Source organism: Vibrio porteresiae DSM 19223 (assembly GCF_024347055.1).
GTDB lineage: Bacteria > Pseudomonadota > Gammaproteobacteria > Enterobacterales > Vibrionaceae > Vibrio > Vibrio porteresiae.
This window is the reverse complement of the sequence record NZ_AP024895.1, coordinates 533,691-556,467: the sequence shown is the minus strand read 5'-3', so window position 1 is coordinate 556,467 and position 22,777 is coordinate 533,691. Positions and strand designations below refer to the sequence as shown.

20 protein-coding genes, 1 tRNA gene and 1 pseudogene are annotated in these 22,777 nt (G+C 42.1%); 9 read left to right on the top strand and 13 right to left on the bottom strand.

The features are described 5' to 3' along the window. Nucleotides 1–5: 5 nt before the first annotated feature. The 7 genes from truD to folB all read right to left on the bottom strand — a co-directional run bounded on the left by truD (nt 6) and on the right by folB (nt 4,492). The gene (truD, locus tag OCV11_RS02615) at nt 6–1,052 is read right to left on the bottom strand and encodes a tRNA pseudouridine(13) synthase TruD (RefSeq protein WP_261894829.1); all 1,047 of its coding nucleotides are present in this window, start codon (nt 1,050–1,052) and stop codon (nt 6–8) included. A 19-nt stretch (nt 1,053–1,071) separates the two neighbouring features. Beyond that, nucleotides 1,072–1,548, bottom strand: a complete 477-nt coding sequence (gene ispF / locus OCV11_RS02610; protein WP_261894827.1) for a 2-C-methyl-D-erythritol 2,4-cyclodiphosphate synthase — start codon at nt 1,546–1,548, stop codon at nt 1,072–1,074. Then, nucleotides 1,545–2,246, bottom strand: a complete 702-nt coding sequence (gene ispD / locus OCV11_RS02605; protein WP_261894825.1) for a 2-C-methyl-D-erythritol 4-phosphate cytidylyltransferase — start codon at nt 2,244–2,246, stop codon at nt 1,545–1,547. Before ispD ends, ispF begins: the two co-directional genes overlap by 4 nt. Next, nucleotides 2,246–2,527, bottom strand: a complete 282-nt coding sequence (ftsB, locus tag OCV11_RS02600; RefSeq protein ID WP_261894823.1) for a cell division protein FtsB — start codon at nt 2,525–2,527, stop codon at nt 2,246–2,248. The genes ispD and ftsB overlap by 1 nt, the downstream gene beginning before the upstream one ends. 339 nt (nt 2,528–2,866) lie before the next feature. After that, nucleotides 2,867–3,637, bottom strand: a complete 771-nt coding sequence (locus OCV11_RS02595) for an undecaprenyl-diphosphate phosphatase (protein WP_261894822.1) — start codon at nt 3,635–3,637, stop codon at nt 2,867–2,869. 4 nt (nt 3,638–3,641) lie between these two features. Next, nucleotides 3,642–4,142 carry a 2-amino-4-hydroxy-6-hydroxymethyldihydropteridine diphosphokinase gene (gene folK / locus OCV11_RS02590; protein WP_261894820.1) on the bottom strand — a complete coding sequence of 167 codons (501 nt, stop codon included), beginning with the start codon at nt 4,140–4,142 and terminating at the stop codon, nt 3,642–3,644. After that, nucleotides 4,139–4,492 (bottom strand): dihydroneopterin aldolase, encoded by a 354-nt coding sequence (folB, locus tag OCV11_RS02585; protein WP_261894818.1) that lies wholly within the window; start codon nt 4,490–4,492, stop codon nt 4,139–4,141. The genes folK and folB overlap by 4 nt, the downstream gene beginning before the upstream one ends. 175 nt (nt 4,493–4,667) lie before the next feature. Between folB and plsY the strand changes: the two genes are divergently transcribed. Continuing rightward, the gene (plsY, locus tag OCV11_RS02580; RefSeq protein WP_261894817.1) at nt 4,668–5,273 is read left to right on the top strand and encodes a glycerol-3-phosphate 1-O-acyltransferase PlsY; all 606 of its coding nucleotides are present in this window, start codon (nt 4,668–4,670) and stop codon (nt 5,271–5,273) included. A 69-nt stretch (nt 5,274–5,342) separates the two neighbouring features. Here the strand turns inward: plsY and OCV11_RS02575 are convergent, their stop codons facing one another. Together OCV11_RS02575 and tsaD are read right to left on the bottom strand one after the other, a co-directional pair. After that, the gene (locus OCV11_RS02575; protein ID WP_261894815.1) at nt 5,343–6,161 is read right to left on the bottom strand and encodes an alpha/beta fold hydrolase; all 819 of its coding nucleotides are present in this window, start codon (nt 6,159–6,161) and stop codon (nt 5,343–5,345) included. Between the two features lie 65 nt (nt 6,162–6,226). Further along, on the bottom strand, nt 6,227–7,249 hold the full coding sequence (gene tsaD, locus OCV11_RS02570; RefSeq protein ID WP_261894814.1) for a tRNA (adenosine(37)-N6)-threonylcarbamoyltransferase complex transferase subunit TsaD: 1,023 nt from the start codon (nt 7,247–7,249) through the stop codon (nt 6,227–6,229). A 253-nt stretch (nt 7,250–7,502) separates the two neighbouring features. Between tsaD and rpsU the strand changes: the two genes are divergently transcribed. From rpsU to OCV11_RS02540, 6 genes are all read left to right on the top strand, one after another. Further along, nucleotides 7,503–7,718: a 30S ribosomal protein S21 gene (rpsU, locus tag OCV11_RS02565; protein ID WP_001145625.1), complete on the top strand. Its 216-nt coding sequence runs from the start codon at nt 7,503–7,505 to the stop codon at nt 7,716–7,718. Nucleotides 7,719–7,747: 29 nt separating this feature from the next. Then, the gene (locus OCV11_RS02560; protein ID WP_261894812.1) at nt 7,748–8,191 is read left to right on the top strand and encodes a GatB/YqeY domain-containing protein; all 444 of its coding nucleotides are present in this window, start codon (nt 7,748–7,750) and stop codon (nt 8,189–8,191) included. A 96-nt stretch (nt 8,192–8,287) separates the two neighbouring features. Next, nucleotides 8,288–10,039, top strand: coding sequence for a DNA primase (gene dnaG / locus OCV11_RS02555; protein ID WP_261894811.1), 1,752 nt, complete (start codon nt 8,288–8,290; stop codon nt 10,037–10,039). Between the two features lie 102 nt (nt 10,040–10,141). Then, complete coding sequence (gene rpoD, locus OCV11_RS02550; RefSeq protein WP_261894809.1) at nt 10,142–12,055, top strand: RNA polymerase sigma factor RpoD; 1,914 nt, start codon at nt 10,142–10,144, stop codon at nt 12,053–12,055. Nucleotides 12,056–12,209: 154 nt separating this feature from the next. Beyond that, a tRNA-Ile gene (locus OCV11_RS02545) sits at nt 12,210–12,285 on the top strand. Between the two features lie 164 nt (nt 12,286–12,449). Next, a complete protein-coding gene (locus tag OCV11_RS02540) occupies nt 12,450–13,691 on the top strand; it encodes an integrase domain-containing protein (protein ID WP_261894807.1) in 1,242 nt (413 codons plus the stop codon). Nucleotides 13,692–13,867: 176 nt separating this feature from the next. Here OCV11_RS02540 and OCV11_RS02535 read toward each other — a convergent pair whose 3' ends face one another. From OCV11_RS02535 to OCV11_RS02520, 4 genes are read right to left on the bottom strand one after another with little or no spacing between them, the layout of a single operon-like run. Beyond that, entirely contained in the window at nt 13,868–15,508 is a 1,641-nt protein-coding gene (locus OCV11_RS02535; RefSeq protein ID WP_261894806.1) for a type I restriction-modification system subunit M, read from the bottom strand. A gap of 16 nt (nt 15,509–15,524) precedes the next feature. After that, the gene (locus OCV11_RS02530; RefSeq protein ID WP_261894805.1) at nt 15,525–16,736 is read right to left on the bottom strand and encodes an AAA family ATPase; all 1,212 of its coding nucleotides are present in this window, start codon (nt 16,734–16,736) and stop codon (nt 15,525–15,527) included. Beyond that, on the bottom strand, nt 16,733–17,950 hold the full coding sequence (locus OCV11_RS02525; protein WP_261894804.1) for a restriction endonuclease subunit S: 1,218 nt from the start codon (nt 17,948–17,950) through the stop codon (nt 16,733–16,735). Before OCV11_RS02525 ends, OCV11_RS02530 begins: the two co-directional genes overlap by 4 nt. Next, nucleotides 17,943–21,029 (bottom strand): type I restriction endonuclease subunit R, encoded by a 3,087-nt coding sequence (locus OCV11_RS02520; protein ID WP_261894803.1) that lies wholly within the window; start codon nt 21,027–21,029, stop codon nt 17,943–17,945. The genes OCV11_RS02525 and OCV11_RS02520 overlap by 8 nt, the downstream gene beginning before the upstream one ends. 526 nt (nt 21,030–21,555) lie before the next feature. On the opposite strand from OCV11_RS02520, the gene OCV11_RS02515 reads away from it, so the two are divergent. Then, the gene (locus OCV11_RS02515; protein ID WP_261894802.1) at nt 21,556–21,993 is read left to right on the top strand and encodes a DUF2787 domain-containing protein; all 438 of its coding nucleotides are present in this window, start codon (nt 21,556–21,558) and stop codon (nt 21,991–21,993) included. A 270-nt stretch (nt 21,994–22,263) separates the two neighbouring features. Further along, a pseudogene (locus tag OCV11_RS24970) lies at nt 22,264–22,416 on the top strand (JAB domain-containing protein); the annotation flags it as partial. Nucleotides 22,417–22,777 lie beyond the last annotated feature (361 nt).

Genomic DNA, 22,777 nt, shown 5'->3' with positions numbered 1-22,777 from the left:
GTCTATCAGTCATAGTGGCGCTCTACGGGTATCTCTTCGATAAGTTCACGCACAATAGATGTAGCAAAACTACCTGAATCTAATGTGAAACTGAGTTTAATCATATCGTTATCGACTTCCCAGACCAAATCTTTTGCTTTAAGTGAAATCGCGCGACGATCATGACGCATCCGGTTACCACGAATCAATGCCATGAGATCAGCCTCAGCATCTAAGCAAGGCTGCTCTAATTGCTGAGCTGTTCCTTGAGTAGGTAACTCATTATCGCCTGCCAGCGCAGCACTAATCGCTACTTGCTCCGCAGCAACCTGCTGTTGTAGCGTAGACAATTGCGCAGCATCTGCCACGATGCTTTCGCCATCACGTAGAACAACATCACCTTCGACAACAGTATTAAATACTTTTTGTTCAATACGTTGAGAGACAATGCCATTAAAAATCCACGAGCGAGCGGCGGAAAGATACATACTGCGCTGATTCTGGTTGCGAGTACGCACGTTTTCACGCCCCCAGCGACGAGCCTCATGCAGGTTATTACCATCACGGCCAAAACGCTGACTACCGAAATAGTTCGGTACACCTTGCTCTTTTACCACAGCAAGACGAGCTAGAACGTCAGTAACATCAGAAACTTCAGAAAGAGTAACCACAAAATGGTTAGCCTGCAGGTCGCCCGGGCGCAGCTTGCGGTTATGACGCGTCATTTCCAAAACTTCAATCGTAGGATGTTCGATTTGAAATAGCGCCAAGTTAGGGAACGACTTTCCTGGCAAATGAACGCATAGCCATTGCTCGGTAACTGCGTGACGGTCTTTTAGACCAGCCCAACTGACATCCTTCGATTTAACGCCACACGCTTTAGCCAGTTCATTAGCTACAAAACTGGTGTTTTCACCCGTTTTACGGATGTGCACCATCAAAAAGTCGCCAGAACCACTCAAAGGGTAACCAAGATCTTCAACTACCTGAAAATGTTCAGGTAAGGCTTTTAGTTTTGCTTTTGCCGTCGGCTTACCACACAGGTAAGCAAAGGGTGCCAAAATATCACTCATTCTGTTTTTCCAATGTCGCTTAAATGCGAGTTAATAGGACGACCGCTTCACACGCGATGCCCTCTTTGCGTCCAGTAAAACCTAAACGCTCAGTCGTTGTTGCTTTCACGTTCACATTGCCAATATCAGTCTCAAGATCGTGAGCAATCGCCTCGCACATAGCTTCAATATGCGGAGCCATCTTTGGCGCTTGAGCCAAAATAGTCACGTCAGCATTGCCCAAACGGTAACCTTGCTCTTTGACTCGGCGGTAAACGTCTTTCAATAATTCGCGGCTATCTGCCCCTTTCCATTTATCGTCTGTATCGGGGAAATGGCGTCCGATATCTCCAGCTGCAATGGCACCAAGAAGAGCATCACATAACGCATGCAGTGCAACGTCACCATCGGAGTGAGCAATCAGACCTTGTTCATAAGGAATAGCGACACCGCCAATCATAATTGGGCCTTCGCCACCAAATTTATGAACGTCAAAACCGTGACCAATTCTAATCATTTTTCTTCCTTTTCACGTCGGAGATAGAACTCAGCTAACGCGAGATCTTCGGGTTGAGTGATTTTAATATTATCTGCTCGACCTGCGACCAGTGCAGGAGCATAACCTAGCCACTCAAAAGCAGATGCTTCATCGGTGATGGTTACTTGTTGTTGTAATGCATCATGCAATGCACGTTGCAAAGATTGAGCGCGAAACATCTGTGGCGTTAGTGCATGCCAAAGAGCTACGCGATCAACGGTATGTTGAATCTGTTGAGCCAAATCCGCACGTTTCATCGTATCGCGCACGGGAGATGCCAAAATAGCACCCACTTCATGTTGCGTAGCGACAGAAATCAAACGAGAAACATCGTCGAGATCTACACAAGGTCTTGCGGCATCATGCACCAAGACCCATTGATTGGGTAAATTCTCACACACATAATTCAGCGCAGACAGCACCGAGTCAGCGCGCTCCTTTCCACCTGAAACTCGAATAACACGCTCATGATGCGCCAATGATAGTTCAGGAAAGTATGGGTCATCATCGCTCACTGCGATCACCACTTTAGTGATGAGTGGATGATGGAGCAATTTCTCTATCGTGTGCTCTAAGACGGTGTGGCCTAACAATGTTAGATACTGTTTAGGACGGTCGGCTTTCATGCGACTGCCAACACCAGCAGCAGGAACAATAGCGACAATTTCTTGAGTCATTACTTATTATCCTCACCGATGATTCGGTAAAAGGTTTCGCCATCTTTAATCATGCCTAACTCGTGGCGAGCACGCTCTTCAATGGCATCAGAGCCTTGACGTAAATCGTCAATTTCCGCAAACATTTCTTGATTTCGTTGATGAAGGTTTGCATTTACCTGTTCTTGGGCTGTGGTTTCACTCGCCACACTCTGGTAATCGGATATCCCGTTTTTACCAAACCATAAGGTATATTGCAGACTGCCGAGGAGCAGTAATAAGGTCAAGGCAAAGAGTCGCATCTTCAATACTCACCGCTTAATTTATGTTGCATCCGAAACATAAAGTGTTAAAAACTGCAGGTACGGTCCACTTATAGCATAAGCCTCTCGTTTTAGCGAGTTAGGACCGACTCCACACTGAAAGGAGTTCTCAGCTTTTCTAGATTAATCCCTTCATTTTTCTAGGTGTCATGCCTTTGCGAGAAATGACGATTAACCTCATATGTACTCACAAACAGAATCGGCATCTGTACAAATACTAAACAAACAAAAAAGCGACTTCCTAAGAAAGTCGCTTTTCTCTTACCATTCAGCATACATTTTAGAAGCCTCTTTATGTTAGAGGCTTCTTAAGCTTAATTATGCGTAAATCCACAGTAGCAGAGCGACACCAAACACAATGCGATAAATACCAAACGCATTGAATGTAAAGCGGTTTAAGAACGCCAAGAACAGCTTCATTACAATCCACGCAGAAACGTAAGCAACCACAAAGCCAACAGCTAACGCTTTAAACATATCTGGTGTGAAGTCTTTGTAGTGCCCAAGCAGATCTAAACCACTCGCCGCCACCATCACAGGTAGCGCAAGCAAGAACGAAAACTCTGCACTCGCTGTACGGCTGACGCCAGCTAGCAACGCACCAACAATGGTTGAACCTGCGCGACTAGTACCAGGAATCAAGGCGAATACTTGCGCCACACCGATAGCGATAGCTTGGCGATAAGAAATATCATCCAAAGTATGCGTCGATGGCTGACGATTCTTCAGATATTTTTCCACAATAAGGAAGATAATACCGCCAACAATAAACATGATTGGAACAACGGTAACAGTGAAAAGCGATTTCACTTCATCTTTTAATAAGAAGCCAATTGCTGCAATTGGAAGGAAAGCAATAAATACTTTCATCCACAAAGAGAAGTATTTAGGGTGGAAACGTTCTTTGTAATTGGTTAGAACCGCCAAAATAGCAGCCAACTGAATAATCACTTCAAACGCTTTATTACTGTCTGTTTGTGGTAAGCCTAACCATTCACTAGCGATGATCAAATGCCCAGTTGAAGAAATAGGAAGAAACTCCGTTACCCCTTCAATGAGGCCAAGTATTGCACTTTGCAGTATGTCCATTTATTTACTCTATTATTGTTGCGTCAAACCAAGGTTGAATTGCTTTCAAAATGTCGAGATTGTTGGCCAAAGACCAAACTTGCCGAATAGAACGACCATCATTCGGAATAATAAGTTCCGGACAAAGTTCATAAAGAGGTTGAATCACAAAGGGATAACGGTAGATATCAGAACGCGGTAACTGAGGTTTCTGTGTTGAGCACACTTCACCAAACAGAATGATATCCAAGTCGAGAGTTCGATCTTGAAACTTCTGCGCATCCACATCTCTCCCCCAGCGCATTTCGATCTCTCTAAGCGCTTGAACGAGCTCATCTAAACTGAGTGATGTGTTAAATTCGGCAACTAAGTTGTAAAACGGATGGCTATTAAATCCGATTGCATCACACTCATAGATAGTCGAGAGCTTTAAGCCTGACCCCAAATGGGCCAACTCTCGTACCGCTGCTTCTATATGTGTTTGGCGATCAATATTGGATCCGATGCCAACATAAGTTGTGATCATGCCACTCCCCGTTCAATCACAACCCCAACACTACGTGCTTGAGCCACAGCTTTCGGTTTAGCCACACGAATTTTGATCCATGGCACACCAAAACGTTCCATGATCAATTGCGCGACTTCTTCTGCCACTCGCTCAACGAGCAAGAAACGACCGGACTCAATATGATGAATCACCGCCGTGCTTACCGTGGAATAATCTAAAGCATCACTGACATCATCACTAAGACCTGCAGGGCGATTATCATGCGCCATTTCAATATCTAGGATGAGTTTCTGTTTGATCTGCTGTTCCCAATCGTAAACACCAATTGTGGCGATGACTTCAAGCTGGTCGATAAAAACTTTATCCATTATTTATTTCGTTCCTTTTACAGGTCGGATACCCAAATCGATTAAAAAAACGTACTATTTGTCAGTCGCGATATCATATACCGAAACGATAGCAAGATGTGAATTTCACGTTGTTTTTTCTTTCCGTACTGTTAGATAGTATTAGCGGTACTCTCAGCACAATTTAGAGGCAAATATGACTCCACTGGCACTAATAATGACGATTTTCGCCTATTTACTGGGGTCAATCTCCAGTGCCGTGCTGATTTGTCGCCTACTAAAATTGCCTGATCCACGCGAAACAGGATCACAAAATCCTGGCGCAACCAATGTATTGCGCATCGGAGGGAAAAAGGCCGCAGTGGCGGTATTAGTGTGTGACATGCTCAAAGGCACCATTCCTGTTTGGGGAAGCTACTTTTTAAATATTGAACCTTTTGTGCTGGGGATTATTGCGATTGCCGCCTGTTTAGGGCACATGTATCCAATATTCTTCCATTTCAAAGGCGGAAAAGGCGTTGCCACCGCACTAGGAGCGATCGCGCCGATCGGATTGGATCTTACCGCTGCGATTATGATCACTTGGCTACTTGTTGCGGTTGTCTTTCGCTATTCCTCTCTCGCTGCTTTGATCACGGTATTGTTAGCACCACTTTACACTTGGATGATCAAACCGATGTACACCTTGCCGGTAGCGATGTTGTGCTGCCTAATCGTGCTACGTCATCATCAAAATATTAAGCGACTCTTCTCGGGTACCGAGCCAAAGGTGGGCGAAAAAAAGATCGTTGATGAATCCTAAGCGAGCCTAAAACTCACTTAGGATAATTAAAGAAGGGAGAGCTCACTTCAGATGATACGTCATCATTGCCTAGTTTGCGTAAACACCCTGCAGAAACGCCTGCAGCATCTCGGTCACAAACTCAGGTTGTTCTAAGTTACTAATATGTCCAGCATCCGGAATGAGCACTAATTGACTACCCGATATTTCATCGGTCATTAGATAGGATTCCAGCGCTGGGCGTGGCTTGTCTTCTGCACCGACGGCAATCAAAACCGGCAATACCAATTTCCCTGCCTCTTCCATAACATCGCGTCGACCAAATACCATTTTGCCAACACGCGCAATCTCAACTGCCTTATCGCCAGTAAGTTCACTTAAATGGGTGGCAAATTGCTGCGCTAAATGCGGAGCCTTGGTCATCACCTGTGATGAGAAAAATAGGGGCACAACTGCCTCAACAATAGCGGGAGGAATCATTTTCAGTTGTTCAATCGTCTCGAGCATCGCAAAGTATTTCTGATGAGTCACTTGCGGTTCAAGACCTAAAAATGTATCCATCAAGACCAGTGATTGCACCCGTTGTGGCGCAAGTAAAGCCAATTCAGCCCCCCACATGCCGCCCACTGACAGACCGATGATAGAAAATCGTTCAATCGAGAGATGATCCATCAAAGCCAATACATGACGAGCGTAATCTTGCAAAGAGCGCATTGGTGCTGGCGCTGCATCGGATTGTCCATGAGCCCAAAAATCAGGAACAATACAGCGATAATGTTGTGAAAGAACCGCTACTTGCGGAGCCCACATCTCGCTATCCCATAAATAGCTGTGACCAAAAACCAGAACCTCACCTTCACCTTGGTCGAGGTAATTCATTGTGTTGCCATCGATCATTAATGCGTTCATATCTGGCTTCCTACTTGGAAATTCGCTAAAAACAACAACGGCCGCGAAGTGCGACCGTTGCTACGTTAAGAGTGTTTAATTGGCGTTAGCTGGTCTATCGGCCAGCGTGGGCGCGCCTCAAGGCTTAAATCACTCACATCACCATTTTTCAAACGTTGCATGCCTGCATAAGCAATCATGGCGCCGTTATCAGTACAGAATTCAGTACGTGGGTAGTAAACCGCACCACCTCTTTTCTTGGCTAGTTTTTCAAGTGCAGCACGCAGCGCTTTGTTTGCGCTCACTCCACCCGCGATAACAATACGTTTTAATCCGGTTTGATCCAAGGCTCGTTTACATTTAATAACCAAAGTATCACAAACCGCTTCTTGGAAAGCATACGCAATGTCCGCGCGAGTTTGCTCATCGTCGCCTTCTGCAGCAATCGTGTTGGCCGTAAACGTTTTTAGCCCCGAGAAGCTCATATCCAATCCTGGACGATCTGTCATTGGACGCGGGAATTTAAAACGACCAGGAGTGCCTTTTTCCGCTAAGCGAGCCAATAAAGGGCCACCTGGGTAATCTAAGCCCATCAGCTTAGCCGTTTTATCAAATGCTTCACCAGCCGCATCATCGATAGACTCACCAAGAATCTGATAATCGCCAATCGTACGCACTTCAACGATCATGGTGTGACCGCCCGAAACCAACAGTGCCAAGAATGGGAATTCTGGTGGAGTTTCTTCGAGCATCGGCGCCAATAGGTGCCCTTCCATATGATGCACAGGCACTGCAGGTACATTCCACGCATAAGCCAAACTGCGACCAATAGTTGCACCAACTAACAAAGCACCGACTAAACCAGGACCTGCCGTATACGCCACACCATCAATATCGGCAGGCGTTAATTGGGCATCAGCCAACGCTGCTTTTATGAGGGGAACCGCTTTCTTCACATGGTCACGGGAAGCTAATTCTGGCACCACACCACCGTAGTCAGCATGTAGCTTTATCTGGCTATAAAGTTGATGGGATAACAGCCCTTTTTCATCGTCATAAATGGCGATACCTGTTTCGTCACAAGAGGTTTCAATACCAATAATGCGCATAATTTTCTTCGCACGCTATCTTCAAGAATTCAAAATTGCCGCCATGTTACCTCGGGATTGCTTTACAAACAAATTTTGTACAGACTATGGGCGACAAAACGCTTTACAAAGCGACGGGGTTCGGATTAAAATTCCGCACCATTTTTGATCTCGCTGGTTATAAACCCAACACCTACTATTTCTGAGGAAATGGCAGTGAGTTTAGGTTATGAGACACCAGCATTAACGAATTAACCCCTGAGGTGAAAGGCATATGCCAGTAGTTAAAGTACGTGAAAACGAACCGTTCGACGTTGCTCTACGTCGTTTCAAACGCTCTTGCGAAAAAGCAGGTATCCTTTCTGAAGTGCGTCGTCGCGAGCACTATGAAAAACCAACTACAGTTCGCAAACGCGCTAAAGCAGCAGCTCAAAAGCGTCACGCTAAGAAGCTAGCTCGCGAAAACGCACGTCGCGTTCGCCTGTACTAATAACTGATTCCGAATAAAGGAAATCCGTTATGGCTCTTATTGAGAAACTCAAAGAAGAGCAAAAATCTGCGATGAAGGCCAAGGACAAAACTCGCCTTGGCACTATTCGTTTGGCCTTATCAGCCATTAAACAGCGTGAAGTCGATGAAAGAATTACTCTTTCTGATGACGAGATCGTTGCTGTATTGACTAAAATGGTTAAACAGCGTCGCGATTCTATTGCTCAATATGAAGATGCAGGTCGTCAAGACCTTGCTGACGTGGAACAATCTGAAATCACGGTTCTTGAGGATTTTATGCCTCAACCTCTGAGTGACGAAGAAGTGGCTGCACTTGTAACAAGCGCAGTGACTGAAGCTAACGCTCAAGGCATGCAAGACATGGGTAAAGTGATGGGGATCCTAAGACCACAGATTCAAGGGCGCGCTGACATGGGAGTGGTAAGTGGTTTGGTAAAAACTAAACTATCTTAATAACCCCACCCAAATTACATCAAGCCGTGCTATCCTCTGGAACGCACGGCTTGTTTGTATTTTACACTTCAATACTGGGACTTTCTTTTAGGTTTTATGGCTGGACATATCCCTCGCACTTTTATTGATGACCTTCTTGCTCGGCTTGATATTGTCGATATTGTTGATGCGCGTGTAAAACTTAAAAAAAAGGGCAAGAACTACAGTGCTTGTTGCCCATTCCACAACGAAAAAACTCCCTCTTTTAGTGTTAGCCAAGAGAAACAGTTCTATCACTGTTTTGGCTGTGGTGCTCACGGTAACGCGATTGATTTCCTTATGGAATATGAGCGCCTTGAGTTCCCTGAAGCCATCGAAGAGCTGGCCTCTGGTCTTGGGATAGAAGTACCACGTGAGGAGCGCCAAAACAGCGCTGGACAGCGTAGCTCAACCCCTAAAGCCAACACTGAAGAAAAACGCACACTTTATGATTTGCTCGGAAGTATCGCTCAGTTTTATAAACAGCAGCTCAAAGTTCCTAGCAATAAAGTCGCCATCGATTATTTAAAAAACCGTGGTCTATCTGGCGAAATTGTCCAGAAATTTGGCATAGGTTATGTGGCTGATGAATGGGACCTAGTTCGTAAGAACTTCGGCCAACGTCGAGACACGCAAGATATGCTAGTCACTGGCGGTATGCTGATTGAAAACGATAAAGGTAGCCGATACGACCGTTTCCGCGGGCGTATTATGTTTCCTATTCGGGATCGTCGCGGTCGAGTCATTGGCTTTGGTGGACGTGTGTTAGGGGACGGCACGCCTAAATACTTAAACTCACCAGAAACACCGATTTTCCATAAAGGGAAAGAGCTGTATGGTCTGTATGAAGTACTGCAATCCTACCGTGAACCACCGCAAATATTAGTGGTCGAAGGGTATATGGATGTGGTGGCGTTAGCCCAATTCGGTGTGGACTACTCAGTTGCTTCTCTTGGCACATCAACCACAGGGGATCATCTTCAGCTGCTGTTCCGTCAAACCAATACCGTAGTGTGTTGTTATGATGGTGACCGTGCTGGACGAGATGCCGCGTGGCGAGCGCTTGAAAATGCGCTGAGCTATTTGAAAAGTGGTAACGTACTGAAATTTCTCTTTCTTCCTGATGGAGAGGATCCAGACAGTTTCGTACGTAAATACGGTAAAGACGCTTTTGAAGAGCTGGTGCAAAATGCCGAACCGCTCTCCAAATATCTGTTTAGCAACCTATTGTCACAAGTTGACGTTGGTAACAACGAAGGGAAAGCTGCTCTTGAAGCCCTTGCCCTACCGTTGATTCACAAAGTACCAGATGAATATCTTCAGGATCAATTGCTCACGATTCTGGGACAAAAGACCGGTATTTATAAGAAACCTGTGATCGCGAATGAAACAAATTCTCGTCCACAGCCACATAAACAGATAAAGCGTACGCCAATGCGCGAAGTGATGGCTTTGCTTCTGCAAAATCCGAGCTATGCTGAAATGGTACCAAACCTTTCTGCAGTCAGTGGTTTGGCGATTCCGGGACTCAGTTTGCTGGTAGAGATTCTTGAAAAATGCCAACAACGTCCCCATATCACCACTGGCCAGCTAATGGAGCACTGGCGAAATGAAAAAAATGAGGCACTTCTGTCTCGTCTGGCAAGCTGGGAAATCCCCTTTGTCGAAGACAATCAAGAAGAACTATTTTTAGACTCATTGGACAAAATACTAGCCCAGTGTGTAGAGAAGCAAATTGAAACCTTGCAGGCTAAAGCACGAAGTGTCGGTTTATCAACCGAAGAAAAGAGGGAGCTACAGGCGCTAATAATGCAAGACCTGAAAGCATGACCCTGATTAATAGATAGCCAGCATAATTTCAATTTGCTATAATACGTGGTTTGCATTTCGCATACTTTATTCCTTCACCAGATACGAAGTTGGATACCGTCTATGGATCAAAATCCGCAGTCACAGCTAAAACTACTTGTCCTACGAGGCAAAGAGCAAGGCTATCTGACCTACGCCGAAGTAAATGACCACCTACCTGCTGAAATCGTCGATTCCGAGCAGGTAGAAGATATTATTCAAATGATTAACGACATGGGTATCAAGGTGGTAGAAACTGCACCTGATGCCGATGATCTAGCGTTAAGCGACGATAACAATATTACTGACGAAGATGCAGCGGAAGCTGCAGCTGCTGCGCTATCTAGCGTAGAGAGTGAAATTGGCCGCACAACTGACCCAGTACGTATGTACATGCGTGAAATGGGTACCGTTGAGCTGCTAACTCGCGAAGGTGAGATTGATATCGCCAAACGCATTGAAGATGGTATTAACCAAGTTCAAAGCGCAGTTGCTGAATACCCTGGCACTATTCCATATATTTTGGAACAGTTTGACAAGGTTCAAGCTGAAGAACTTCGCCTAACAGACCTGATCTCTGGTTTCGTCAATATGGACGAAATGGATGAGCAAGGTCCAACTGCGACTCATATCGGTTCTGAATTGTCTGAACTAGACGACGAAGATGAAGATCGCGTTATGGATGATGACGACGATTCAGACTCCGATGATGATGACGAAGATGAAGACGAAGATGATGATGAAGACGGCGATGACGATGACAGCGATTCTGATGAAGAAGACGCTGGTATCGATCCTGAACTTGCATTGGAAAAATTCACCGAGCTACGCAATAAGTTCCAAAACTTACAACTAGCGATCAATGAGCACGGTGAAACTAGCCAGGCATCTCAGGATGCATCAGGCCTTGTGCTTGAGGTGTTCCGCGAATTCCGTCTGACACCAAAACAGTTCGATCACTTGGTTGATACGCTACGTACTTCTATGGAACGCGTTCGCACTCAAGAACGTCTGATCATGAAGAACGTTGTTGAATACGCAAAAATGCCTAAGAAGTCATTTATTGCCCTATTCACTGGCAATGAATCAAGCGAAGCATGGTTAGACCAAGTTTTGGCAACGGATAAACCTTACGCTGAACGTATTCGTTCACGCGAAGAGGAAATTCGTCGTTCAATCCAAAAACTGCAAGCGATTGAATCTGAAACGTCTCTAACTGTTGATCGCATCAAAGACATTAGCCGTCGCATGTCAATCGGTGAAGCGAAAGCTCGCCGTGCGAAAAAAGAGATGGTAGAAGCGAACTTACGTCTGGTTATTTCTATCGCTAAGAAATACACCAACCGTGGTCTGCAATTCTTGGATCTAATCCAAGAAGGTAACATCGGTCTAATGAAAGCCGTAGACAAGTTTGAATACCGTCGTGGTTATAAGTTCTCAACTTATGCAACATGGTGGATTCGTCAGGCAATCACTCGTTCGATCGCAGACCAAGCGCGCACTATCCGTATCCCGGTACACATGATCGAAACGATCAACAAGTTGAACCGTATTTCTCGTCAAATGCTTCAAGAAATGGGTCGTGAACCATTACCTGAAGAGTTGGCAGAACGCATGCAAATGCCGGAAGACAAGATCCGTAAAGTACTGAAGATCGCAAAAGAGCCAATCTCAATGGAGACACCAATCGGTGACGACGAAGATTCGCATCTTGGCGACTTTATTGAGGATACCACGCTAGAATTGCCACTAGATTCAGCAACTTCAACTAGCTTGAAAGTTGCAACTCGTGACGTACTAGCAGGCCTGACTCCTCGTGAAGCGAAAGTACTACGTATGCGTTTCGGTATCGACATGAACACTGACCACACTTTGGAAGAAGTAGGTAAACAGTTCGACGTTACTCGTGAACGTATTCGTCAGATCGAAGCAAAAGCGCTTCGTAAACTTCGTCATCCAAGCCGTTCAGAAACTCTGCGCAGCTTCCTAGACGAATAATCTCTGACGGATTTTCCGCCGAAGACAAGCAAAAGGTGAGCATTAGCTCACCTTTTTTGTATCTGCTGTTCTAAGTGGATAAAAACTAAGCGCAATTCCACCCAGTTGCGTCTAGACACACCTAGCCCCTTCCCCTATAATCTTTCCCCAGTTCGGCCCCTTAGCTCAGTGGTTAGAGCAGTCGACTCATAATCGATTGGTCCCCAGTTCAAGTCTGGGAGGGGCCACCAATCTGTCTTCCGATGACATCCATCAAAGTCCAAAAACCTCGTAAAATCAGCACATACCAAATCCGTCTATATCCAAAGATGTCCATCGTGTATTGTGACATCCACAATTTGATGTACCATCTAATGTACCAACGGCTAAGCATCGACTATTTTGGTGGTACATCATGGCAAAAAGAGTAGTCCCTTTAACTAACACTCAAGTTAAACAAGCTAAAGAATCCGACAAAGAATACACACTCTCTGATGGTGATGGCCTTCAGTTGCGTGTTAAAACGAATGGCACAAAGTTATGGATTCTGAAATACACCCATCCAATAACAAAAAAAAGAAACAACATAAGCTTTGGCAGTTTTCCTGATGTATCTCTTGCCGAGGCAAGAAAACGGCGTTCAGAAGCAAAAGCTCTTTTAGCCCTTAATATCGATCCTAAGCAGCATAAAGATGAAAGGCTCTTACAAGAAAGAACAGAGCTTGAAAATACCTTTGGTAAATTTGCAGATAAATGGTTGGAACTCAAGAAAGAGAGTGTAAAACCAGAAACCGCAGATAAAGCTTATCGAGCTCTTGAGAAGCATATCCTACCTAAACTTGAGAATGTCCCCATTCAAGATGTCAAACCCAGAACAGTACTCAGCATTCTTGAGCCCGTAAAAGCACAAGGAGCCCTAGAAACCGTTAAAAGGCTGTGCCGTATAATCAATGAGGTTATGCGTCTTGCTGTAGCGTCAGGCGACATTGAAGTTAACTACCTAGCAGACATCACCAAGCTCTTTCCTGCACCTAAGCGCCAGCATATGGCAACCATCGAACCAGAAAGACTACCAGAGTTGATGAGAGCAATAGCAAATGCCAACATCACACTATCTATTCGTTGCTTACTTGAGTGGCAGCTACACACAATGACAAGGCCAATTGAAAGCGCAACAGCACGTTGGCTGGACATCGATTTTGAAAATAAAGTGTGGGTTATTCCAGCAGAAAGAATGAAGATGAAGCGTCCCCATACAATCCCACTTACAGAACAAACGTTGGCACTTTTAGAAATAATGAAGCCAATCAGTGGTCATAGAGAATTCATTTTCCCAAGTAACAAAAACCCTAAAAGCCATGCAAATAGTCAGAGTGCTAATAAGGCACTGAAAAAAATGGGATTTGAAGGAGAATTGGTATCTCATGGGCTAAGAGCATTAGCAAGTACTACTCTTAACGAGCAGGGATTCATTCCTGATGTGATTGAAGCTGCTTTAGCTCATGTCGATAAGAATGAAGTTAGGAAAGCGTATAACCGAGCGGAATATCTTGAACAGCGCAGAAAACTCATGTGCTGGTGGAGCGAGCATATAACAGCATCTGCTGAAGGAAATGTATCACTCGCGAGTCGAAAAGGGCTTAAATTGGCGGGATAGCGTTCTAACACGCAATAATGTGCTGATGGAGTGGACATATAGCAGAGTCAGCCTCTCTGTAACCGTAACTAAACAGTTGAAAGTTATCTAAATTTAACCGATGAAGATAAATAATAAAGGCTGCACCACTTTATTTGTGTATGCAGCCTGTAACTGTAACAGATTACAAACTATTGCTATCTAGGTAATGGAGGCAAACCAAGTTCTTTAAGGAAGCTATTATGTTTGTCTAAGGCTTCATTGATATCTTTTTCAATATCAACTAGCTTCTTATGCTCTGCTTGTAAATCCACCTTAGCTTCAGCTTTAGTCGTACTTACGTATCGCGATATATTCAAGTTGAAATCATTCTTCTCGATCTCTTCCATTGAGACTCGGCGAGAGTAGCGTTCCTCTTGATCTCTAAACTTATAAGTATCGACTATCTTTTGAATGTCATCTGGGCGAAGCTTATTCTGGCGTTTACCTTTTTCGAAGTTCTCTTCATCACTAGCATTGATAAATAATACATCATCGTACTTCTTACATTTTTTTAGTACGAGAATACAAACAGGAATACCTGTTGAGAAAAACAGATTAGAAGGTAAACCGATAACAGTATCAATGTGCCCATCTTTTAACAGCTTACTGCGTATGCGTTGTTCCGCTCCACCTCTAAACAAGACACCATGAGGCAGGATAATAGCCATCGTGCCTTCATCACTTAAAAAGTGGAAACCATGTAAAAGAAAAGCAAAATCAGCAGCAGATTTAGGAGCTATACCGTGATTTTTGAAACGAAAATCTTCTTTAAACTCAGCTCTATCTGACTCCCATCGATAACTAAATGGAGGGTTAGCAACTACAGCATCGAACTTAAGCTTTTTCGCTGGGTTCTTTTCATTGAGCAGATCCCAATCATTTAATAGTGTATCCCCATGAAAAATATTAAATTCAGTATCTTTTACCCCATGGAGTAACATGTTCATACGAGCTAAGTTATAGGTGGTAATATTTTTTTCTTGTCCGTAAATCTTGCCTATGCTACCACCATTCTTCAGAATATTATTTCGTATGTTGAGTAGTAACGAACCGGATCCACAAGTAAAGTCTAAAACCTTATTCAAACTTTTCTTTTTACCCATTCTAGGCTCTTGACTATCTAGAGTTACTATTTCTGACAGAATTGTTGATACTGGCTGGGGAGTATAAAACTCTCCTGCTTTTTTACCGCCATTTGCAGCAAATTCTCCAATAAGGTATTCATACGCATTACCCAACGTATCAGTATCCATTGAGAACTGAGAAATTCCTTCAGAAACCTTTTGGATGATAGTACATAGCTTTGCATTACGATCTGATGGCTTTTTCCCTAACTTTTCTGAGTTTAAGTTTATCTCAGAGAACAAGCCTTGAAAGCTACTATTGAAGCTTTCATTTTCAATGTACTTAAATCCTTCTTCTAACGTTTTGAGCAACTCATCATCTTGAACCCTCGCCATTTCAGCGATACTTGACCATAAATGCTCAGGCTTAATAATGTAATGCAATTTACGGCGCATTTGCGTTTCAAAAAACGAGATGTCATCAGGGTTTTCGTCATACCACACTTCCAACGGGTTAGACATTTTTAAATCCCTAAGAACATCCTTAGGTAAATCAAGGTAGTCTTTTCCTAATTCTTTCTTAGCTGCGGCTTCAAAGTTATCAGATAAGTAACGTAAGAACAGGAAAGAAAGCATGTAGTCACGAAAATCATCTGCATTCATCGCTCCACGCAAAGTGTCCGCGATATCCCACAGAGTTTTACCTAACTTGTTTAATTGTTCTTGAGTCATCTTAATATATCTCTAATTATTGCTCTGTTACGGGTTGTTGTGCTGGTGTATCTGGGAACAGATCTGGGTTAAATCGGTAATTTTCCATAAAATCGCTTAAAATATTTCTGAAGTGACCTTTATTTTCTTCTGTCATTTCTGTTGGTTCAAACAGAGAATAGTTACCATGACTCAAAATATTTATTAATCGTGCATGTAATATCCCATCAGGGTCATTAGCACTTTGTTTGATACAAGCTGAAAAATTACTGAATCCATGAAATGTGGCGGTCTTTTCTAAGATGCTACGTAATATAGTAAAGTGATAGGTAAATAGATCTCCAGATTCAGATGCTTTATGTAGTTCTTCTAGTAAAGCAACATGATGAAAGAATGGAGTACTATTCTCATATCGCAATATGTATCGCTTATTCTCTTTGTCATGCTTCAAAAAGTATGGTTGTAGCTTTTTCTTCTCATTTAACTCATTCCACATCACATTAAAAAACAGTGCATGATGTGATGAGATAACAGTCTTAATTGAACCATTAGCTGTTTTTAATAATTGAGCAAGATGGCTGGCTACCGATATAGCATTATGATCATCTAATGAAGAAATAGGATCATCAATATATAAATACTTCACCCAGCTATAAGCTTCTTGTCCATCAATAGCTAATTGAGCCACTGCCAAAAAGAAACACCAAACAAAAATATTTTCTTCACCACGAGATACTTTTATATGTTCTATTGTTTCATGTGAGCCGTCATTTTTTTGTATCTCACGCTTAAAGTTAACTGTCCAATTAGAATAATCAATTTGAAAATCAAAATCGGCATAACGCTGTAATAATGGACGAATACGATTCTCCATTTCTAACTCTTGAAAACCATCAAAAAAATGAGAATTCTGATTAATCTTGAGTACTCTCTGTTGGTCATTATCTAGATCATTGTCCCAAGAAAATAGATCTTCAGTGAAAGCGTTAAAATAAAGAGTATCTCTTGTCGTTTCCTCTACCTCTAGTGGTGTTGTGACGCCATCAGTAACATTAGCAGGACGAGTGATGACATTTTTACCTAAATCTTTAAATGTCATAGATAAGCGAGTTTTACCTGTACCATTATAAGCAAAGACTAATATCTGATTTACTGTTTGAGTTTTTTTTCCTCTAGGAACGCCATTTTCAAATACATCTCTAAATTTTTCAGAAACCTTACCAAGATCCGAAAACATCAGTTCGCTCATGCAATAGACTCCTTCATTTCTGGAAACAACTGCTGCATTAACCCTTTTTTGTACTCTTTGAGTGTTTCGATCTTGTCAGCTTGAGAACGAATCAACTCATCAATAGACAAAAGACAAGCTGCAATTTTGTTCTGCTCGGATAAATTAGGTAACAGTAGCTCTGTTGACAACACAATCTTATTCGATGTATGCCGGACAGTAGATCCAGTAGCTGTATTAATAATTCTCTTTCTAAAGCTATTTGACAGAAAAAAATATTTAAGGAAGTTTGAGTTAATATTACCCTTAAGAATAACTTTAGCGATACGTTGATTTAACAATACTTCGCCATCACTAGGTGTTAATAACATTGGTCGACCTAGCAATTCACACGATGGTGTTAAATCAGTTAGAAGAAGTAGTAAGTCTCCTTCTCGACAAATATAACGTTCATTGAAATCTTCTGATGTATATTTGGTATTATCTTCGCTAAAAGATGCAAATCCATTTTTTGTAAAGTTTTTTGGGGTTACCATTTTTTTTCCTGTTGTGGAAAAATATTCACTTTTGAAAGCATGCCCAGATAGTAAATCTACAAGGTTGTGTAGCTTTTCTTTTTTCCAATTAGCTTCCATGCTGAATTCTGGAAACCTAAAATCTGGCTTATTCTCACCTTCCGCAGGAAACAGCTTTTGCATCAAGCCTTTTTTATGGAATTTTAATAATTCTAATTTTTTAGTATTTGTTGTAATTAGGTCATCCATCGAAGAAATGCAATCAACAATTTTTTGTTGTTCTTTTTCTTTAGGGATAAGAACTTCAATCTTATTAATAATCACTTTAGAAAGACTAGGAACACCACCAGCCTCATTCAGCTTTAGCCAATCTATGTTTTGAAAAAGTAAATAAACAAACTCTGGTATACAGTTTTTAAATGAGTGCGTATAAAAGAGAGTATCCACCGTCCAAAACTTACCTGTAAGAAACATCGGGTTATTGATCGTTCCTTTCCTACCAATACATGCACTTTTACCATCGTATAAGTAATCGTTAACTGAGCGCATATAACCACCAGAACCGTAAACAGGAACATCGCCATCAGCTAAATGTTTATGATCTTTTCCACCACCAATTTCAAATAGTTTAGAAAATGATTTTTCTTCCCATTTTGGATAATTAATAAATTCTGGAAACCTCAACTCAGGAAGCCCTACTTTATTTTCTAAATTACTCATATGCAGCTAACCCTGAAATCTCACGCCCTTGGGCTAGTTTATGTAGGTAAGGAACCAAATCTTCCATCAATGCTAACTCTTTCTTCGTACGTTCTTTCCAGCTAAGATCTAGTGGTTCCAACAGATCCCCCAGCTTCTCGCCATCAAAAATCATTCGTCCCATAATTCCATCAACAAATGCTTGTAAACTCTCTGTGGTTAAACCGTGCTTTATAGCCATGTCATTGAGTTCGCTGGTAGCCTTTTTCATTTTAAATGCTTGGTAGCCAGCGTGAATTTGTGACACATTCAATGCTTCACCAGAAGGTAAACTATGTATATAAGCAATTAACTCATCTCGTTCAGACATCAGATTCGATTGCGAACAAATCAAATCGATGAGTTGCTGACGCGTCATGCTTTGCTTACTTGTTCCCTGAGTCGATTTAGCAATTAATCCCATGATGTAGTCATAATCGATTAAAGCGGATGCAAACAACACAAACTCAAACTCTAGCTGTTCGACTTCTTCAGGCAAGTCTCCTGCCCCTTTATTCGTGTCTAGCTTGCGTTTCAAGTCTTTGGCTGTTTCTAAATACGCTCCTTTAAAGCCACGTAAGGTATCAATCGGTAATGTCGCTGCTACCTGAGCTTTCTGTTCGTCATCTAGTTCTGTGTACTGCTCTAGTTGGTTCTTAAATTTTTGTACTTCTTTGAAGTGATTAATAAAAGAAGCTCTTTGCGCGTCACCTTGAAGATTGGTCACTTCTGAAGGCTCACATGCTAAGCCTTGCTTTTGCATAAAGGCTTCTAGCTTATCGACCGCTGCTTTATATTTTTCAACGACAACAGGCGCAGGATCTACCAACCAAATCTGCTCAGCACCTTCTTCTTTTTTACCAGAAAAAAGTTTAATAGCTTCATTGACTTCTTTTTCTTGACCTCGGAAATCTAAAATATTCCCCCAAGGCTTGCTATCATTCAATACACGGTTAGTACGTGAAAATGCTTGTATAAGACCATGGTGTTTTAGGTTCTTATCTACGTATAAGGTGTTCAGGTATTTGGAGTCAAAACCTGTCAATAACATATCAACGACGATAACGATATCGATCTTGTTTTTATGTGGATAATCAGCATTGTCGTATTGCTGATCTTTAATCCGTTGCTGAACATCTTGGTAATAGAGGTCAAACTCATTAATAGTATGATTCGTTGAATACTGGTGGTTGTAGCTATTAATAATATCGATTAGTGCTTGCTTCTTGCGCTCAGGTTCAACTTCGTTATCGGCTTTTTCTTGTGGTAGATCTTCCTGTAATTGTTGGATATCTTTCACATTTCGAGCGAGTGTATTTAAATCTGAATCTTCTTTATCCTTATCACTTAGCTGTGCTGGCGGCGAAAACACACAAGCAATATTCAACGGAACATAGTCTTCAGACTCTGAGGCTTTAAGCTCTTGCTGGCTCTTAAACTCTTCGAAGTATTCAATTGCATGATTGATAGAAGCCGTTGCTAGAATGGCATTGAATCGACGGTGATTCGTCACAGCATCATGCTTCTCTAGTATCTCTTGAACGACAGCCCGTGGTGGAGGTGTAACTCTTGTCACCGTGGCTTCAGCTTCATCATTGCTGGCGTCTGCTAGTTGCTTGCTCGCAGAATGTTTGCCAAAAAAGTCAATATGGAAGCTTAGAACGTTCTTATCTTCAATTGCATGAGTAATCGTATAGTGGTGTAGCTCTTGCTCAAAGATACTCTCAGTGGTTTTAAAGGAACCCACATTGCCATCGATTTGAGTATACGTTGAGTTTTTCTCGAATATAGGAGTACCTGTAAAGCCAAACAATTGTGCTTCGGGGAAAAACTCTTCAATCGATTTATGGTTTTCACCAAACTGAGAGCGGTGACATTCATCAAAGATAAAAACAATACGCTTATCTCGTAGTGGCTCTAATCGTTCTTTAAAGGTTTTTTTACCCGCTTTCAGTTTACTCTGGTTGCGCTTGCTGTTTTCATCTAGCGCTAAGCCGAGTTTCTGAATCGTTGTAACGATGACTTTATCAGCATAGTCTTCTGACAACATACGACGAACTAACGTTTCTGTATTGGTGTTCTCTTCTACACAGCCATCTTGAAACTTATTAAATTCTTCTCGTGTTTGACGATCCAAATCTTTTCTGTCGACTACAAACAAGCACTTTTCAATATCAGGATTATCTTTAAGTAACGTTGACGCTTTAAAAGACGTTAGAGTTTTACCAGATCCTGTTGTATGCCAGATATAGCCATTTACTTGCCCTTCATGGATACAATCAACAATAGCTTCCACCGCATAGATTTGATACGGACGCATAACCAGAAGCTTTTGTTCCGACTGAACCAGTACCATGTAACGGCTGATCATTTGACCTAGAGTACACTTCGATAAGAAGGCATCAGCAAAGTCATGTAGATGCGATATTTTACGGTTTTTTTCATTAGCTAGTTGATAAACAGGTAAAAAACGCTCATCAGCATTGAAGCTAAAGTGCTCACTACGGTTGTTAGCAAAGTAATAAGTGTGGTGTTCATTGCTAACAATAAACATTTGAATGAAGCACATCAGTGTATTGGTGTAGCCATTGCCAATATCATTTTTGTAATCAACGATTTGTTCCATAGCTCGACGAGTCACAATGTCGTAAGCCTTCAGCTCAATCTGCACCGTAGGTACGCCATTAATCAATAAAATCACATCGTAACGGTGATTGCTTTCATCCGTATTAATGCGCAATTGGTTAATTACTTCAAACTCATTTTTACACCAGTCTTTGATATTCACTAAGGTGTAATGCAGCGGTGTACCATCCTCACGCTGAAAGTAGCCACGTTCACGCAGCGTTTTAGCAGCTTCAAAGACATCAGCCGTAATGATGTCTTGATATAAACGCTCAAATTCATTGTCAGTAAGGTTGACGAAGTTTAACGCCTCAAATTTTTCACGAAAGTTCTGCTTCAAGGCTCGATCTGTTCGGATATCTTTACGGTATGAATACTTCAGATCGCCCAGCTTATCTATGAGCGCTTGTTCAATTTGTGCTTCTTTCGTTATCATTTTTAGCTACCAAATATATAAATAAATGCGTCATTACAACGACTTGTCTCGACGGTTTAGCATTGTACCCTAACCGCTCCTATCTATAAATCGAATGGGGTGACTAAACACGCTTTCTGGTTAACTTGCAAACAGTAAGTGACATGCAATCTCGACATACACCATCCCTTACTCTTTTCATTGTCTATCTACTCCTTGATAGAATTAGTGATTTCCAAGATTTCTCGATTAGGAAATCCCCCTCTCAAACATTTCCAAGCTTCTGCTCCAACAGGCTCAGACTAATTCACTTAAACAAAAAAAACTCAGACATATATTACCTTTGTGCATAGCTGAACTATCTCACAACTTTCTGCGGTACAGAGCACACTAAATGGTAAACACTGTTGTTTCTTCTTTATCAATATCTGGTGCTATCACTCCAACATCAGCACGCCAACCTTGAACACTCAATTTACTACTTGAATATTATTTTCTAACCATCCGTTTTATAAGCTTTGATTCAACATCTTCCGAGGAAACGCATATGACAAAACTAAACTTCACGTCAACCTCATTACCAGTATCCAAACAGATTCACGAGCTATTAAGTGAGCACTGTCAAACGGTATTAACTTTAGATAGTTTAAAAACCACCGGCCAACGCTTGACTATTTGCTTCCGTGATAAGAGCTATAGCGCTGAAAGCAGTGGTTGCCACCCTGTTGAAATTGGCCTCAACATAACCAATGAAGCAAACATAACAATTAGTTACATCACTGATTTTGCTTATGTAGGAAATCACTACCCAGAGTTAAAACGTCATATTGATTTCGATCTTCGTCACAAAATCTATTTCACTGTTGAATTGGGGTGGCAACGTATCCAATCATCAGAAGTTAATGACCTATATCGAAATTGGGAGCAAAATTTTATTAGTCATGTGCAATCAGGAGGCTATAACGAAATTGCAATCATATTCTAACACTCTTCTGACTAGACAGCCCGAGCATCCACAGCTGTTTGGGGAGAATTAAAGATAGCAATAATATCTAATTCTCCCTACTCACCAAGCGACACTGTAATGACAAAAAACAGAAGGTTGTCCGCTGCCCCTTAGCACCATACACTTCAATCCAAAAATCTTCAGGTATATGTCATCAATGTGAATACCCATCATTGATTCCGACAGGAACCTGAAATGCCCCCAAAAGAAGCATACTATCAGGAAAATGAAATCCTAGAGCATGGCTAAGTGCGTCGTAATGCCCTAACTAATCCTGATTCCACCTAAGAGTATGTGTGTTGTAAGCTAGATTGCAATGAGCGTGAAGTGTTCGCGGTGATGCTGTTGGATAACCCAAACCGACCGATTGAGTTTAAAGAGCTGTTTCACGGAACGGTGGATTAAGGAACCGTCAACGTCAGTGTTGGCAAAAGTACTCAATACAAAAGGAGGTGAAAGCGGCGCAAAATGAAGGTAAGAATGAGTCATCAATCACTGTTCCAAAAGGCTCGAAACCATCAAAGAAAAGTAATGCCATCATCAATAGTAAAAATGGCCATGGGAACCAATCACGCTCCCTATTGTTTTTTGCCTTATCTCATCTATTTAAAATCATATGTTATAAGTAAAAAACTTAGTAAGAAAGAAAGCTTTACCGATGCTGGTACCATACCTATCTACATTAGAGATCAACGAAAAACACTTACACTCCTAATAACTTTCGCTCCGCCCCACCTCCCTATGAATCATTGTATTCGTGCAT

Bases quoted from the DNA above. Each gene is read 5' to 3' on its own strand.
- OCV11_RS02520 (WP_261894803.1), bottom strand. From the start codon at position 21,029: ATGATAACGAAAGAAGCACAAATTGAACAAGCGCTCATAGATAAGCTG.
- ftsB (WP_261894823.1), bottom strand. From the start codon at position 2,527: ATGCGACTCTTTGCCTTGACCTTATTACTGCTCCTCGGCAGTCTGCAA.
- OCV11_RS02515 (WP_261894802.1), top strand. From the start codon at position 21,556: ATGACAAAACTAAACTTCACGTCAACCTCATTACCAGTATCCAAACAG.
- OCV11_RS02525 (WP_261894804.1), bottom strand. From the start codon at position 17,950: ATGAGTAATTTAGAAAATAAAGTAGGGCTTCCTGAGTTGAGGTTTCCA.
- folB (WP_261894818.1), bottom strand. From the start codon at position 4,492: ATGGATAAAGTTTTTATCGACCAGCTTGAAGTCATCGCCACAATTGGT.
- OCV11_RS02535 (WP_261894806.1), bottom strand. From the start codon at position 15,508: ATGACTCAAGAACAATTAAACAAGTTAGGTAAAACTCTGTGGGATATC.
- plsY (WP_261894817.1), top strand. From the start codon at position 4,668: ATGACTCCACTGGCACTAATAATGACGATTTTCGCCTATTTACTGGGG.
- tsaD (WP_261894814.1), bottom strand. From the start codon at position 7,249: ATGCGCATTATTGGTATTGAAACCTCTTGTGACGAAACAGGTATCGCC.
- ispD (WP_261894825.1), bottom strand. From the start codon at position 2,246: ATGACTCAAGAAATTGTCGCTATTGTTCCTGCTGCTGGTGTTGGCAGT.
- OCV11_RS02575 (WP_261894815.1), bottom strand. From the start codon at position 6,161: ATGAACGCATTAATGATCGATGGCAACACAATGAATTACCTCGACCAA.
- ispF (WP_261894827.1), bottom strand. From the start codon at position 1,548: ATGATTAGAATTGGTCACGGTTTTGACGTTCATAAATTTGGTGGCGAA.
- OCV11_RS02595 (WP_261894822.1), bottom strand. From the start codon at position 3,637: ATGGACATACTGCAAAGTGCAATACTTGGCCTCATTGAAGGGGTAACG.
- rpsU (WP_001145625.1), top strand. From the start codon at position 7,503: ATGCCAGTAGTTAAAGTACGTGAAAACGAACCGTTCGACGTTGCTCTA.
- dnaG (WP_261894811.1), top strand. From the start codon at position 8,288: ATGGCTGGACATATCCCTCGCACTTTTATTGATGACCTTCTTGCTCGG.
- truD (WP_261894829.1), bottom strand. From the start codon at position 1,052: ATGAGTGATATTTTGGCACCCTTTGCTTACCTGTGTGGTAAGCCGACG.
- OCV11_RS02530 (WP_261894805.1), bottom strand. From the start codon at position 16,736: ATGAGCGAACTGATGTTTTCGGATCTTGGTAAGGTTTCTGAAAAATTT.
- rpoD (WP_261894809.1), top strand. From the start codon at position 10,142: ATGGATCAAAATCCGCAGTCACAGCTAAAACTACTTGTCCTACGAGGC.
- OCV11_RS02560 (WP_261894812.1), top strand. From the start codon at position 7,748: ATGGCTCTTATTGAGAAACTCAAAGAAGAGCAAAAATCTGCGATGAAG.
- folK (WP_261894820.1), bottom strand. From the start codon at position 4,142: ATGATCACAACTTATGTTGGCATCGGATCCAATATTGATCGCCAAACA.
- OCV11_RS02540 (WP_261894807.1), top strand. From the start codon at position 12,450: ATGGCAAAAAGAGTAGTCCCTTTAACTAACACTCAAGTTAAACAAGCT.